At 42.2% G+C, this 14,087-nt stretch carries 15 protein-coding genes; 9 read left to right on the top strand and 6 right to left on the bottom strand.

What is annotated here, in order from left to right; translation table 11 throughout:
* Positions 1-20: 20 nt before the first annotated feature.
* The 4 genes from A6M13_RS10845 (at position 21) to A6M13_RS10830 (ending at position 3,196) form a co-directional block, all read left to right on the top strand.
* Complete coding sequence (locus A6M13_RS10845; protein WP_066546049.1) at positions 21-1,148, top strand: MBL fold metallo-hydrolase; 1,128 nt, start codon at positions 21-23, stop codon at positions 1,146-1,148.
* 269 nt (positions 1,149-1,417) lie between these two features.
* Positions 1,418-1,645: a sulfurtransferase TusA family protein gene (locus tag A6M13_RS10840; protein ID WP_066546036.1), complete on the top strand. Its 228-nt coding sequence runs from the start codon at positions 1,418-1,420 to the stop codon at positions 1,643-1,645.
* A gap of 78 nt (positions 1,646-1,723) precedes the next feature.
* Positions 1,724-2,503, top strand: coding sequence for a sulfite exporter TauE/SafE family protein (locus A6M13_RS10835; RefSeq protein WP_211270311.1), 780 nt, complete (start codon positions 1,724-1,726; stop codon positions 2,501-2,503).
* 15 nt (positions 2,504-2,518) lie between these two features.
* Positions 2,519-3,196 (top strand): DsbA family oxidoreductase, encoded by a 678-nt coding sequence (locus A6M13_RS10830; protein WP_066546031.1) that lies wholly within the window; start codon positions 2,519-2,521, stop codon positions 3,194-3,196.
* A 294-nt stretch (positions 3,197-3,490) separates the two neighbouring features.
* Here the strand turns inward: A6M13_RS10830 and A6M13_RS10825 are convergent, their stop codons facing one another.
* The 4 genes from A6M13_RS10825 to A6M13_RS10810 form a co-directional block, all read right to left on the bottom strand.
* Positions 3,491-4,036 carry a hypothetical protein gene (locus tag A6M13_RS10825; protein ID WP_066546029.1) on the bottom strand — a complete coding sequence of 182 codons (546 nt, stop codon included), beginning with the start codon at positions 4,034-4,036 and terminating at the stop codon, positions 3,491-3,493.
* A complete protein-coding gene (locus A6M13_RS10820; protein ID WP_066546027.1) occupies positions 4,030-4,530 on the bottom strand; it encodes a hypothetical protein in 501 nt (166 codons plus the stop codon). The genes A6M13_RS10825 and A6M13_RS10820 overlap by 7 nt, the downstream gene beginning before the upstream one ends.
* Before the next feature lie 6 nt (positions 4,531-4,536).
* Positions 4,537-5,952: an APC family permease gene (locus tag A6M13_RS10815; RefSeq protein WP_066546024.1), complete on the bottom strand. Its 1,416-nt coding sequence runs from the start codon at positions 5,950-5,952 to the stop codon at positions 4,537-4,539.
* Positions 5,953-6,035: 83 nt separating this feature from the next.
* On the bottom strand, positions 6,036-8,024 hold the full coding sequence (locus tag A6M13_RS10810) for a primary-amine oxidase (RefSeq protein ID WP_066546020.1): 1,989 nt from the start codon (positions 8,022-8,024) through the stop codon (positions 6,036-6,038).
* Between the two features lie 151 nt (positions 8,025-8,175).
* Between A6M13_RS10810 and A6M13_RS10805 the strand changes: the two genes are divergently transcribed.
* On the top strand, positions 8,176-8,967 hold the full coding sequence (locus A6M13_RS10805; RefSeq protein WP_066546017.1) for a helix-turn-helix transcriptional regulator: 792 nt from the start codon (positions 8,176-8,178) through the stop codon (positions 8,965-8,967).
* A 152-nt stretch (positions 8,968-9,119) separates the two neighbouring features.
* On the opposite strand, the gene A6M13_RS10800 is transcribed toward A6M13_RS10805, so the two are convergent.
* Both A6M13_RS10800 and A6M13_RS10795 read right to left on the bottom strand, forming a co-directional pair.
* Entirely contained in the window at positions 9,120-9,329 is a 210-nt protein-coding gene (locus A6M13_RS10800) for a phospholipase D-like domain-containing protein (RefSeq protein ID WP_066546015.1), read from the bottom strand.
* Positions 9,330-9,665: a hypothetical protein gene (locus A6M13_RS10795; RefSeq protein ID WP_066546014.1), complete on the bottom strand. Its 336-nt coding sequence runs from the start codon at positions 9,663-9,665 to the stop codon at positions 9,330-9,332.
* A 176-nt stretch (positions 9,666-9,841) separates the two neighbouring features.
* Here A6M13_RS10795 and A6M13_RS10790 point away from each other — a divergent pair, with 176 nt between their 5' ends.
* From A6M13_RS10790 to A6M13_RS10775, 4 genes are all read left to right on the top strand, one after another.
* Complete coding sequence (locus A6M13_RS10790; protein ID WP_066546013.1) at positions 9,842-10,453, top strand: glycerol-3-phosphate responsive antiterminator; 612 nt, start codon at positions 9,842-9,844, stop codon at positions 10,451-10,453.
* Positions 10,454-10,741: 288 nt separating this feature from the next.
* Positions 10,742-12,034 carry an ABC transporter substrate-binding protein gene (locus tag A6M13_RS10785; RefSeq protein WP_066546011.1) on the top strand — a complete coding sequence of 431 codons (1,293 nt, stop codon included), beginning with the start codon at positions 10,742-10,744 and terminating at the stop codon, positions 12,032-12,034.
* A gap of 55 nt (positions 12,035-12,089) precedes the next feature.
* The gene (locus tag A6M13_RS10780; RefSeq protein WP_066546008.1) at positions 12,090-13,184 is read left to right on the top strand and encodes an ABC transporter ATP-binding protein; all 1,095 of its coding nucleotides are present in this window, start codon (positions 12,090-12,092) and stop codon (positions 13,182-13,184) included.
* A complete protein-coding gene (locus A6M13_RS10775) occupies positions 13,153-14,082 on the top strand; it encodes a carbohydrate ABC transporter permease (protein ID WP_066546006.1) in 930 nt (309 codons plus the stop codon). Before A6M13_RS10780 ends, A6M13_RS10775 begins: the two co-directional genes overlap by 32 nt.
* Positions 14,083-14,087 lie beyond the last annotated feature (5 nt).

Here is a 14,087-nt window from a genome sequence, read left to right as displayed (position 1 = left end):
ACCTATGGGGGTAAAATGATATGACAGTAACAGCATGGACAGCAGCACAAGTTGCACGCAAAGTAATCGATAACAAAGAATTCTTCATTTTAGACGTACGTAATGCAGATGCATTTGAAGAGTGGAAAATTGATGGTCACAACTTCGACTATGTAAACATTCCTTACTTTGAGTTATTAGACGGTGTAGAAGAAATTTTACCACAAATCCCAACTGATAAAGATGTACTTGTCGTATGTGCGAAGGAAGGTTCTTCAATCATGGTAGCAGATATGTTATCAGAAGCAGGTCGTGAAGTAGGCTACTTAGCAGGTGGGATGAAATCATGGTCGATGTACCTTGAACCAATTAAAGTAGGCGATTTAGCAAATGGCGGTGAGTTATACCAATTTGTTCGTTTAGGAAAAGGCTGTCTTTCTTACATGGCCATTTCTGAAGGTGAAGCAGCCATTATCGACGCAGTACGTTTCACAGAAGTATTCACAAAATTCGCTGAAGACAAAGACGTACAGATTAAGCATGTATTTGATACACACTTACACGCTGATCATATTTCAGGTGGTCGTCATATCGCTGAAGTAACAGGGGCTACGTACTACTTACCACCAAAAGATGCAGAAGAAGTTGTGTTTGACTATGCACCACTTGAAGATGGCTTAACCGTGAACATCGGCTCGTCAGCAATTGAAGTAGGCGCATTGTACTCACCAGGTCATACAATCGGTTCTACATCATTTGTCATTGATGGCAAATATTTATTAACAGGGGACATTTTATTTATCGATTCAATCGGTCGTCCGGACTTAGCAGGTTTAGCGGAAGACTGGGTAGGTGATCTGCGCGAAACGTTATACGCTCGTTACCGCACATTAGCAGAAGACTTAATCGTTTTACCAGCGCACTTCATGATTATGGACGAGTTAAACGCAGACGGTACTGTTGCAAAACGTTTAGGTGACTTATTCGCTGAAAACCATGGCTTAAATGTAGAAGACGAGGAAGCATTCCGTTCAATGGTAACGGACAACTTACCGCCACAGCCAAACGCATACCAAGAAATTCGTCATGTCAACATGGGGAAAATTACGCCTGACAATGACGAGCAAACGGAAATGGAGATTGGACCGAATCGTTGCGCCGTGCGCTAACGATTCGCCCCAAATTCAGCGGAACGAATGCCTTGCCACATCGTGTGGCAAGGCATTCGGAGGAAACATCGTGTTTCCCCCTAATCGTTGTGCGGTACGCTAATAAAAATTGGGCAAGCTATGTGCAATGCTTGCCTACTAAATAGCGCTTAGTTGAAGCAGCACGTATCGGATGATGTTATTATATACACTATTTTTTAGGCATCAGCCGTCCACGCGTCCTATTCAAGAAGCACTTATAAAAAAACTTAAGAATCGAGGAATTTCACATGAACATTACACAAACTTTAGACGCAAAAGGCTTAGCATGCCCAATGCCAATCGTTAAAACAAAAAAAGCAATGGATACATTAAGTACAGGTGATGTGTTAGAAGTACTTGCGACAGATAAAGGCGCATTAAACGACTTTAAAGCATGGGCGACAGCAGGTGGCCACACAATCGTTGACCAAAAAGAAGAAGCAGGCGTGCTTTACTTCTACATTCAAAAAGCATAGGCATTTGCCAAAAGCTGTCGACGCAACATGTTGTGAAGGCAGCTTTTATAATGGAGAAAGAAGGAAATTACAATGGAAATCGATTTATCGCTCACCTATATTGTTGTCATCTTTGCCCTTGGATTTATCGGCTCCTTTATTTCAGGGATGCTCGGTGTTGGTGGCTCAATTATTAAATACCCAATGCTGTTATATATGCCATCACTATTTGGCTTAGTGGCGTTCAGCGCGCACGAAGTATCTGGCATTAGTGCGGTACAAGTGTTCTTTGCATCGATTGCAGGTGTTTGGGCATACCGTAAAAGTGATTTACTGCATAAAGAGCTTATTGTCTATATGGGAGGCGCTATTTTAATAGGGAGCTTTATTGGCAGTTATGGCTCTGGCTTTTTATCAGAAAACGCGGTCAATATCGTCTACGGTTTACTAGCAGTTATTGCGGCTGTTATGATGTTTATACCACGCAAACAAGTGGAGCACACAGTAACGATTACGTTTAATAAGCTCCTTGCTGCAAGTTTAGCACTTATTGTTGGTGTAGCATCAGGGGTTGTCGGCGCAGCAGGCGGTTTCTTACTTGTACCGATTTTATTAACGGTGTTAAAGATTCCAACGCGCGTCACAATTGCCACAAGTTTAGCCATTACATTTATTTCGTCAATTGGCGGTTCTGTCGGTAAAGTTATGACCGGTCAAGTTGAATACTGGCCTGCCTTTTTAATGATTATTGCCTCGATTATTGCCGCTCCACTTGGCGCAAAAATCGGACAAAAAATGAATGTTAAATTGTTACAAACCTTACTTGCGGTGATGATTGCAGGGACAGCCGTGAAGATTTGGTGGGATATTTTACTGTAAAGAGGTGTATAATACATGAACATTGAAGTGTTTAGTGATTTTGCTTGTCCATTTTGTTATATCGGAAAAAAACGTTTAGAGCAGGCGATTGTACAACTTGGTTTAGAACAGGACGTCACGATTTCGTATAAAGCGTATCAGCTACGTCCAGATGCAAGTAAAACAGACACAACGCGACTGACAGAAGCGGTGATGTCTGAGGAGATGATGGCATCGATTACGGCACATGCAAATGAGGTCGGCTTAACATATCGCCTCGATTTAGTGCAAATAGGCAATACTGAAAATGCACATCGCTTAGCAAAATGGGCACAAACGAAAGGTGCAGAACACGCATTTATTGAAGAAACATTGCATCGTTATTTTACGCAAGGCTTAAATGTGAATGACGATGAGACACTTGTACAAATCATAGAAGCGCTCGGACTACCAGTCGATGAGGCGCGAGCTGTACTGCAAGATGAGCATGTTTTTCAAGAAGCACTTGCGCAAGACCGTTACGATACGCAACAAATTCCAGTCACAAGTGTACCCTTTTTCGTGTTTGAAAATCGTTACGGCATAAAGGGTGTCGAGCCGCTAGAGGTATTTGTTCAAACATTACGTCAAACAAAGGCATATGTTGACAAGCAACAGGCATTACGCATTGCAGGAAGCGACGGCACAAGTTGTTCAATTGATGGATGCGAATGAATGTAGCAAGAGAAAGTAATATTGCATATACTAAATGGGTCGTTCAGCAGTGATTAATGCTGAACGATTTTTTATGAGGCTTGGACTTTTCTGCTTAATCACGGCGGGAAAGTAATATTTTTACCGATTTGTCTTGCGCTTACGGCAAAATATTCAGGATCAAAATGACCGTTATTTGTCACGCTTCTCAGAAAAGAAAATGAATGCGTGAGTTGATAAGGGGAAATATAGAGCGATTGAAAAACACCCTAGACATTCGTGTGAAAACGAACGTTTAGGGTGTAGCTAGTGTTCTCAGTGCTGATGGTGGTGCTCCTCAACAGTCGGTTGCGCTGGTTTTGCTGTTAGTGATAACGAAGCAACGCCGAGTGAGAGCATACCGATAATGGCAGCTGCAAGCATCGGACGCGGAAGTGTTTGAAAAATGGATTGTTGTTGCTGCTTTTGTAAGCTAGCAAGCGCGCCAACACATGCGGCGATAAAGAGCACTGTGAAAAATAAAAAGCTTAGTGCTTCATACGATGTCGTCATGAAGTGGAGCATCGCGCCCATCATTGCGCCCATAAGTAATGCTCCAGCACTTTCTGCAATGGTACGTGCGGATAAGCCAAATGTAAGCGCCGCCGTTAGTATACCCGCTACACAAATGGCGATAATTGTAGACAGCACCATATCAGGTATATAATGTGCCGTAATCATGCCAACAACAGTACTCATTGTCATAACAATCAGCATGGCAAAGCACGACGTATTCGTATGTGTTTTACAATGGGTGCGGAATAAATGCCCCGTTAACACGCTAAAACTACTAATGATGATACTACAAACGATAATTAACATATAGCATGCACTCCTTTTTTACTGAGTGTTTCATAAATGCTCAAGAAATAGGCAATTTCTTGTTTTGTGAACGCAATGCCTTGATGCATCGGTGGGAAAATTAAAATGTGATAGCTGCCTGGAATGACCGAAAAACGTAGCGTGGCTTGCTGGTTGCATTGCGTATACGTAAGTGATGCAATGTCTACTACATGTGGATCGAAAAAGGCAAGCTGTGGCAACAATCGTTGTTGTTTTTTTGTAAACCATGCTTTTTTATGGAATTTATAGCTTGCTTCGGTTGTTTCACTAGACGTAACGGGAAACGTATACGTCACAATAAGTGGGTATAGCTGTGCGAGTAATTTTTTTTGTACGTCATAGCTAACTGAAAGTGTGACGTCTTCTGTGCTGAAGCAGTAAGCGAGTGGTTGCTGTTGTGTAAGTGGTAGCGTAAACTGTGCTACTTGCTGTTGTAAAAACTGTTCGACCTTTAGCTGTCCAATTGTACGCATGCGACATCACCAACTTTTCGTCGGTACTTGTTCAGGTACACGTTTTGGTACAGGTGCAAGCTCCGGCTCTTGTAGCGGTTGTAACTCTTCAAGCATAACCGGTGTGAAAAACGGTAGCTTTTTATAGCGGAGCCACGCAATCGCATAGACGATAATAACGGCCATAAAGCCACCTGCAATACTAAACACCAACCATTTTGTTTGTGGGTCAGGATGCACCGTCACAATCATATACATACAAGCAACAATCCCGATAATTTGCACAACCGGTGTAAAGGGTGCTTTAAACGGGCGAGCAATATGCGGGTAGCGTTTACGTAAAATTAAGACGTTCACTTGTGCGATGATATATGTAATTAACCATGTGACACTTGCTGACATAAGTAGTGTCGTCATAAGCGTAATGTTGATATCTAGCACAAATAACGGCAGTAAAAATAATGAGAAGACGAAGAAAATGCTAAAGGCAGGTGTGCGAAAACGCGGGTGGATATAGCCGAAAATTTTCGGTAATAAACCTTGGCGCGCAAGTCCGTAAAACATACGTGGAACAGCGGCAAATGTCGCATTAATGGTACTCACCGCAGCAAGCATTGTTAATAGTGCCATGATAATACCGCCACGCTCACCAAACATTGCAGACGCACCAATAATTTGTGGAATATCTGCAGCGGCGAGAGCATCTAAGCCAATATAACGTGTTAGTGCATAGCCAAATAACATATCGACCACAAAAATCGTTAATAAGCCGAAAATCATCGCCTTTGGAATTGTTCGCTCTGGCTTTTTCACTTCATTGCCAAGTGGAATGACGTATTCAATGCCGATAAATAGCCAAAGTCCAAGGGCGAATGCTTGAAACACCGTTGACCAGCCAGCTGGGTTAAATTCAGGTGTTACCGGTGTGCCGACTGTGAATAGATCGAGTAAACCGAAAATGCCAAGTGCCATCGTACCAATCATTAAAATACCGACAACTGTTAATTGGACAGAGCCGAAAACTTCGACGCCTAGCACGTTAATGAGTAAAAATAACGTCAACAATGCAATGGCAACGTATAATGTGTTAGCACTTGGAAATAAATACGCAACTGCCATACTTGCCGTCATCGTTTCCATTGGTCCAACTGCAGCGACAAGTACTAAATAACCACCAAGCACGGCAATAATCGACATAAAGCGCCCCATTGAAACGAGCGTGTAATCCCCAATCATCCCAGCACCTGGAATAATCGAAGCGAGCTCTGCATAAGAGAGTGCAATAATAATGCTAATGACCATTGCAATAAAGGCGGCGACAATGAATGCTGGCCCAATCGTTCCAAAGCTATTCCCAAGTGATACCATTGTAGAACCCGCCACGACTAAACCGGTAGCCGTTGCATATGCTTGCCAAAATCCAAGTGAACGTTTTAATTCCATATAATTCCCCCTAACGTGTATGTAATGCAATAAAAAGGAGATGGTTGCAGCGCGAGGCTACAACCATGTGGAAAGTCCGAGGCTTAGTCTTGTGAACAAGTAGAAGAAGTCGAGCTACAGTTACTTTGTTCTGTAGTGTTCGATACACTACAGCCGTGTTTTTGTGATGGGCGTGGCACATCAAGTGCAGGGTTGCGGTCAAAGAAGCCAACTGGTTTTAGCTTAAAGTCAATATACGCAGTAGGCATGACTGGCCAATCTTCCGTACGTGTTAAGTGATGGTGCCCCATCGTGTACCACACAACGATATCCTCGTCATCAATTGGACGATCCGCTGCTGCGTATTTCGGCAAGCCATCGCCACCTTTATGTTGATTCGGGTATTTGCCCGTTGCGTACATTTCGTCGCGGTCAAATGGTGTGACATATAAGTGATTTTTAATAAAGCCGGCACGTTTCATAACACTTGCGCTATCATGAGCAAATGGTAAACAGTTTTCACCTGGCATAATTTTGTAGCCAACAGGTTGGTTGACGAAATTTTTCGCGTTTTTATTAATAATTTTCCACGTGCGTTGCGTCGCTAAATCAAGCTGGCGAATCGCTTGCTGCTCCGTTTCAAATGTGCGTGATACGGGATAGAAGGCATTGCTATGTGGGTTATTAGGTCCTTCTGGTTCCGCGTGTGTTTCCGTTTCAACGACCGAGTTTTTCACACCGTCTAACATCGTATCTAAGCGGAAGTTAAAGAAATGTTGGTGATGCACCGCATTTAAGCCTGGTGCAATTTGTGTGCCGTATTTTGACGTACCTGTTTCATCAAATGTACCGGTATTTAACATCCCTGTTAATTTCACTTCCACTTGAATCGTACCGTCTTGGTAGAAGCTCCAGTAGAAGCCGTAATCATAGTTTCCGACTGTACAGAAGAATGAAATGACAAGGCGGCGAGAGCGACGAACTTCCATATGATTTGTACGCCAGTCTGTATGTTTCCAGCCGATACCGAAATCTTCCTCATGTAAGCAAATTGCATTTTTAATGGTACGTGGATTGCCCAAACCATCGCTCATTACAGCATCGAAGTAATGAATATGCCCTAAGCAATCACAGCCAAGCTCTAACGAATTAGCAAGTTGCCCCATCCCATATTCGCCTGCATCGAAGGCATTTTGTGTATTGTGCGCAAAAGAGGCATCCCCGTAAGGCACAACCATTTCAGATAATGCGCCGCGGTATAAAATCGGACGGTCAACGCCTTTATCGTTATAAGAAATCGTATATAACACAAGCCCTTCACGCGGTGTGAAGCCATAGCGGAAGCTCCATTTTTGCCATTTAATTAAGTTGCCCTCAACAGTGAAGCTCGGTCCTTCTGGCTGAATAATATCAAGTGGCTTTAAATCATCACGGAATGTAATCGAGTCGCTTGTTTCTGGGTAATAGTTCGCATCGGTTGTTGGCATGTCACGCACACCGTAATCTTCAACGCGCTCGACTTCCATGTTGTTTAAATCAACATACACAACGATGCCTGTTAGTGGATATGCATAGCCGTTATCATCGGCAAATTTTTTCTCCCAGCAAATCGCACGTGCAATACGCTTCCCTTCATGTTCTGGAATATCGAAGTAACCAGCTGACCACGGATCAACCATAATTAAATCAGCTGATGCAATGCCACGTTTTTTCAGCGCTGCTTGGAAATCTGGATGTGCCTTCACAAGGTCCTCGCATTCTAAAAACTCATCGAGCATAATGCCAGGTTGTACATCTGGAATTTCAGTAAAGCTGAGTACCTGTTGTTGTGTAATTGATACGACGGCTTCATATGTCGTGAGCTCTTTATTGTCAAGTAAGGTGATGAACACTTCACGCTCAATTGCATCACCTTCTTGGAAATTTAACACGACCTCTTTTGACGGCTCATGTAGCGTAATCGTTGGGAAGCGGAACGCATCATGTAATGGATGTGTCGCTTTTAAAATGGCAACCGCTTGCTCGACCTCTTCAACTGTTAAGGGACTTAGTGGATGAATGACGCTTGTTTTTTGTTCTTGAATGTTTACCATATGTAACATCTCCTCTCTTGTTACGCTTATATTATCTGAATTTTTCGGCTTTTTCATTGTAAAAAACGGAAATGATTGATTTTTCGTGTAATAAAATATAACATAATGAAAAGGTATGTTAGAAAAAATAACAAAGAGTGAGGGGATTATAATGAACGATAAGCAGTTTTATATGGCACAGCCAGAATGGCAAAAAGTTTTACCAGCTTTACGCGAGTTTCATATTCCACCATGTGCAAATTCGAATGTTCAAACGATTTACTTCTTTACAGTCGAATCAACACGCATTGTCGAGTTGCCCGGCATTCCGGATAGTTGTCTTGATATTGTGTTTTATTTAGATGGACCGTTAACGAATAGTTTTGTCATTCCAAGTCCAAAAGAACGCATGTTGTTTACATTTGCTGAAGTAGGACGTTACGTCGGAATTCGCTTGAAGCCGTGCCATCATGTAAAACAATTTGCCCTATCGCAAGCAGAGCTGAACGATCAAATGCGCTGGCTTGTTTTAGAGAGCGCCCCTTTTTTAAGCCTGTTATGGGAGCGTCTAATTGGTGAAACAATGGATGCTGCGATTATTGCACATATTTTAGCAGAGCCTATCTTTCAGCAAGCCCCTTTATCGCCCCAACAGCTTCTTATTGAACAAATGACCTCGATGATTTATACCTCAAACGGCAATATTACACTAAAACAGCTCGAACAACAGTTTTGCTACAGCGCGCGCTATGTCCGCATGCTTTTTCAGCAACATATTGGCATGAGCCCAAAGCAGTTTATGCAAATTACGCAGCTCCAACATCTTGTAAATGAAATGAAACATGCGCCGCTTAAAACGAAAGATATTTTAGCGACGTATCCGTATTATGATGAATCCCATTTTTATAAAATGTTTAAAAAATATATGAATATGACACCACAAGCGTATGCGATGTTGATTTGAAGCGGGGAATGGTGAGGTGGTCTCTTGTAGTTATCGTACATTCGCGAATGTATGCTTCGAGATTGTTGAAGGAAGTTCCTCTGTTCCACGTATAAAACGCCTTCCGTCATGATAGCTACTGAAGGCGTTACGTGTCTGTTTTTTTTAGTAGTTTACAATAGCGGCGACAGTAATCTCGAAAAGGCTTCGCGTATTTTCGTCCAAAGTGGGCGGTTTGCATAAATGTCATGTGTAATTTCACGGCTAAGTGAAATATTGTGCTCAAATAGCTGGCGACATTGAATCGCGAAATTTTCATCAAAGAGAATGGCGTTAATTTCAAAGTTTAGGCTAAAGCTACGCACATCAATTATTGCTATCATTTAAAACAAAACCTGTGAAGCTGCATCCACTTTTTCAATAATGAGCATTTGTCCGCTTGCCAACAATAATTGCTGTGGTGCGGTTAGCTGATGAAGAAAAATGATTTGTTTTTGTTTTACTGGATAGGCGTCTATATGTACAAACTCGAATGTGCACTGGTAATAGTGCGCGGCTTCAGTATGTAAAAAGTGAAAAAGCACTTCGGCATTTTGTGGCATATCGGGCACATGAAAAATCGGCAAGTGACGTGCTTGAAAAATTGTGGGCATTTCTTCTGTGCGTGTAACGAAATGGTTTTCTGGAAGTGGTATGGACGCGGTGATGTAATAAGGCATGTTGATACATCCTTTCAATATTTGGTACACAGAGTATAGCATGTTTGCATGCAGTTTTTATGAAAGAAATTCACTACTGAATGTTTCAAGTTAATATAAATTTAACACGCGCTGTACGAAGCTTCGACAATGTCCCTTTATAATAGAAGAAACACAAAAAGGGGGAAAATGAAACGATGACCATTACACAACAATATTTTAATGAGCGGCTCAAGCGTTTAAAGCTAATTGTCGCCGTGAAAGACCCAAAATCGTTAGATAAGGCACTGCGTTATAAAGATTATATTGGTTCGGTGATGCTACTAACAGGCAATGTACTATCGGTGAAGGAATATGTGCATATTTTGCAGCGGAATGGGCTGCCAGTGTTACTCGATGTCGATAAAATCGGTGGCTTAAAGACAGATAAATACGGAATGGAATTTATTCGCTCGGTCATTCAGCCATTTGGGATTGTCACAAATAAAGTGGCTGATATTAAACGCGCGAAGGCACAGCAGCTATATGTTGTGCAGCGCATCTTTTTAATTGATACGGAAGTGGTGACACATATTGAAGATACATTGCGCGACACGAAAGCTGATATGATTGAGCTGATGCCGAGTCGTTTACCGGATATTATTCGCTATGTTGTTGGTGTTTCTAATATTCCAATTGTGACCGGTGGATTTGTTAATGAGCGGCTACATGCTGAAGAAGCATTAGCGAGCGGTGCGCAAGGTATCGTGACATCGTATGAGCCATTATGGAAAGTGCTCCGCGATGAGCCGCTTCTTGACTATAAATGATAGAAAATTCATAATTATTTACATGTTTTTGTGCGAGCGTTAACATACGATTAACATTCGCTCGGTATACTTGTGTTAGAAAAGTAAATACATAGCCGGCTAGATGAAGAGATGCCACGAATTGATATTGCATTCATACGTACAGCATTGTACGACGAACGTAATGTTTATTTGTGGTGTCTCTTTTTTGTGCCAGCGCATAAGGAGGTTTGTATATGTAGCGAGCGTACCGAACTACATACACACCGAATTACATACAACAAATTGAAATAAGAGAGGGAGATTATCATGAAACGAAAATGGACAGCCTTAATGGGGACAGTAGCACTATGCGGTATGTTAGCAGCATGTAGCAACGAGGAGCAAGATGCACAAACAGAAGCCTCAACAGAGGACGAGAAAATTGAACTGACGTTTTGGTATGCGTATGCAGACAAAATTCAAGAAGCAAATGACGAATTGGTTGAACGCTTTAATGAGAGCCAAGATCGTATTGAAGTAACGGCGTCAACGCAAGGTAGCTATACGGAAGTGGAACAAAAAGTACGTCAGTCGATGGTAGCTGGCAATGAGCCTGATGTGTTTATTACCGTGATTAATAGTGTATCAGGCTTAGCAAAAGACGGCGTTGTTGAAGATTTAACACCGTTTATTGAAGGGGACGACACGTTTGAAAAAGATGATTTCATTGAAGGCATTTTAGCAAGTTCTAATATTGATGGCTCTTATTACGGCTTACCGTATTTCAACAGTACACCGCTTGTGTATTACAACAAAGATTTATTTGACGCAGCAGGGGTAGACCCAGCGCAATTAAATACATGGGAAGGTTTCCAACAAGCAGCAGCACAGTTAACAAAAGACGGTGTGATTGGTGGGACACAAGAGGAAACATTTTGGCTATTTGAAGCGAATATGAATCAACAAAATAGCAAAATGTTTAGCGACGACAAAAAACAATCGTTATTCGCGACAGAGGAAGGGGTAGCATCGGTAGACTTCACAATGGATATGGTTAAAGAAGGTACGTGGGAATTTCCAATTGGTGACCAAGGGATAGAGAAGGCGGTACAATCATTTGAAACACAAAAAGCGGCTATTTTATTAGCGTCAACATCGCGTTTATCGCAATTTGCGGAATCAGCAGAAGCGGCTGGGTTTGAAATGGGTGTCATGATGTTACCAGAGGGCGATAAACGTGCCGTTGCAGTAGGTGGCTCAAATATTGTTATGACAGGCAACTTAGAGGAAGAAGAGCAAGAAGCAGCGTGGGAATTCATTGAATTTGTGACGAATGCCGAATCAAACTCATGGGCAACAGAACATACAGGGTATTTACCAATTCGCCATAGCATTGCCAATTCTGAAGAGCGTCAAGCGTTAGAAGCGGCACAACCGTTTTATGCGGTAGCACGTGAGCAACTAGAATATGCAGTGCCTGGGGAGTCAGTGCCAGGATTTAATGAAATTACAAGCATTTGGCGCGAATCCGTTGAAGCATTAATTGCAGACCCAGACTTAACAACAAAAGAAGCGATGGAAATGGCAGATACGCGTGTAACAGACGTATTAAATCAGTAAGCAGCGTAAAAGGCGTGTCATGCTGACGCGTCTTTTATCGAAAGGAGAATCGTGCATGGCGGATGTAAAGCTAGTAAATATTTCAAAAGACTATGACCAAAAAGTACGTAAAAAAAAGCAGCCGACTAAAAAGGCTGTTGAAGACATTAATTTTGTTATTCCAAGTGGCTCGTTTACCGTTATTGTTGGACCTTCAGGATGTGGGAAATCCACAACACTGCGCATGATTGCAGGTTTAGAAGCGGTAACGGAGGGTGAAGTATGGATTGGTGACCGTATTGTGAATGATGTGAAGCCAGGTGACCGCAATATCGCGATGGTGTTTCAAAATTATGCGCTTTACCCAACGATGACCGTGTATAAAAATATTTCGTTTGGATTAGAAAATATCGGTGTGCCGAAAAAAGAAATTGACGCACGTGTGCAGCAAGTCGCGACATTGGTCAATTTATCGGCGTATTTAGACCGTAAGCCGCACCAATTATCCGGCGGCCAGCGCCAGCGTGTAGCGTTAGCCCGCGCGATTGTGAAGCGACCAGACTTATATATTTTTGATGAGCCATTATCCAATTTAGATGCGAAGTTACGTGCTGAAATGCGTAATGAGCTGATTAATATGCACAAGGAGCTACAAACGACATTTATTTATGTAACGCATGACCAAGTAGAGGCCATGTCGATGGCAGATCAAATCATTCTATTAAATGAAGGCAATGTCATGCAAATCGGTAGCCCGATGGAATTGTATCATCGTCCACAAAATATATTTGTGGCGACGTTTATGGGAACACCTGCAATGAATATTTTACCGGTGACGGAAGTTATTAGCCTAGTGCATCAAACGGTTAAGCCAGGGGAGTCAATTGGCTATCGCCCCGAAAAAGCGCGATTAAGTGAGCAGCCAAATGATGATTTCTTTTGGGTGAAAAGTGAAATTGTTACGACTGAGCTACTTGGGAGTGAAACGCTCTACCGCGTCAAAAATAAGTTTGGCGAACAGCATGTGAAACTAACGGAGCCGTTCATATCAACTGCACGAGATGTGTATGTTTTTGTAAAACACGAAGATTTATACTTCTTTGATGAGAACGGTGAGCGATTGGAGGGCGTGAATACACATGAGCACCATCAACAATATGCCCTCCGCTAATGTTGCACCACGCGTACGCCAACGTAAATGGCAACAAGCGCTCGTACCGTATGCGTTAATTTTTCCAGCGATGCTTGTGTTTGGTTTGTTTTTTATTGCCCCGCTCGTCTTTATGGGCATCTTAAGCTTTTCCAAATGGAATTTAATTAGCGATGATATTCCGTGGGTTGGCTTTGCGAATTACCAAGCGCTTTTGCAAGATGCGGTGTTTTTAGAAGCATTGACAAATACGTTGATGTACACGGCGATTTATGTCATTGCGATTGTTGGAATTTCGATTCCACTCGGCGTATGGCTCAATAAAAATACGCTGATTCATCGTATTGCCCAAGCGGCGATTTTTAGTCCGCATGTCATTTCATTAGTGTCGGTTGCGATGATTTGGATGTTTATTATGGACCCGACAAATGGTGTGTTAAACGTGGTGGTCTCTTGGTTTGGGGCAGAGGGGATTGGCTGGCTGACGAATCCACAGATTGCGCTCTATTCGTTAATTATTGTTACAGTGTGGAAAGGTGTCGGCTATTACACAATTATTGTCATTGCGGCTTTAGCGGCAGTGCCGAAAACATTGTATGAAGCGGCAGCTCTTGACCGCGCGAGCGCCTGGCGTACATTTACGCGTATTACGGTGCCAGCGATTACGCCAACGATTTATTTCGTTATCATTATTAATATTATTAATGCCATTCAAACATTTGAAACGATTAATATTATGACACAAGGTGGTCCGATTAATTCGACAACGACACTTGTGTACTATATTTACGAAGAAGGTTTCTTAAACTTTGATATTGGACCTGCATCCGCAGCGGGCATGATTTTATTAGGTATTTTAATGATTTTAACGTATTTTTACTTCCGTTTACTCGGTCGAAAAGTACAATATGAACAGTAAAGGAG

This window comes from Caryophanon tenue, from assembly GCF_001700315.1.
In the GTDB taxonomy this organism is placed as follows: Bacteria; Bacillota; Bacilli; order Bacillales_A; family Planococcaceae; genus Caryophanon; species Caryophanon tenue.
The sequence above is the reverse complement of the archived record's forward strand: the minus strand, read 5'-3'. Positions and strand labels throughout refer to the sequence as shown.

Bases quoted from the DNA above. Each gene is read 5' to 3' on its own strand.
- A6M13_RS10800 (WP_066546015.1), bottom strand. From the start codon at position 9,329: ATGATAGCAATAATTGATGTGCGTAGCTTTAGCCTAAACTTTGAAATT.
- A6M13_RS10785 (WP_066546011.1), top strand. From the start codon at position 10,742: ATGAAACGAAAATGGACAGCCTTAATGGGGACAGTAGCACTATGCGGT.
- A6M13_RS10840 (WP_066546036.1), top strand. From the start codon at position 1,418: ATGAACATTACACAAACTTTAGACGCAAAAGGCTTAGCATGCCCAATG.
- A6M13_RS10780 (WP_066546008.1), top strand. From the start codon at position 12,090: ATGGCGGATGTAAAGCTAGTAAATATTTCAAAAGACTATGACCAAAAA.
- A6M13_RS10795 (WP_066546014.1), bottom strand. From the start codon at position 9,665: ATGCCTTATTACATCACCGCGTCCATACCACTTCCAGAAAACCATTTC.
- A6M13_RS10815 (WP_066546024.1), bottom strand. From the start codon at position 5,952: ATGGAATTAAAACGTTCACTTGGATTTTGGCAAGCATATGCAACGGCT.
- A6M13_RS10790 (WP_066546013.1), top strand. From the start codon at position 9,842: ATGACCATTACACAACAATATTTTAATGAGCGGCTCAAGCGTTTAAAG.
- A6M13_RS10825 (WP_066546029.1), bottom strand. From the start codon at position 4,036: ATGTTAATTATCGTTTGTAGTATCATCATTAGTAGTTTTAGCGTGTTA.
- A6M13_RS10775 (WP_066546006.1), top strand. From the start codon at position 13,153: ATGAGCACCATCAACAATATGCCCTCCGCTAATGTTGCACCACGCGTA.
- A6M13_RS10845 (WP_066546049.1), top strand. From the start codon at position 21: ATGACAGTAACAGCATGGACAGCAGCACAAGTTGCACGCAAAGTAATC.
- A6M13_RS10820 (WP_066546027.1), bottom strand. From the start codon at position 4,530: ATGCGTACAATTGGACAGCTAAAGGTCGAACAGTTTTTACAACAGCAA.
- A6M13_RS10810 (WP_066546020.1), bottom strand. From the start codon at position 8,024: ATGGTAAACATTCAAGAACAAAAAACAAGCGTCATTCATCCACTAAGT.
- A6M13_RS10805 (WP_066546017.1), top strand. From the start codon at position 8,176: ATGAACGATAAGCAGTTTTATATGGCACAGCCAGAATGGCAAAAAGTT.
- A6M13_RS10830 (WP_066546031.1), top strand. From the start codon at position 2,519: ATGAACATTGAAGTGTTTAGTGATTTTGCTTGTCCATTTTGTTATATC.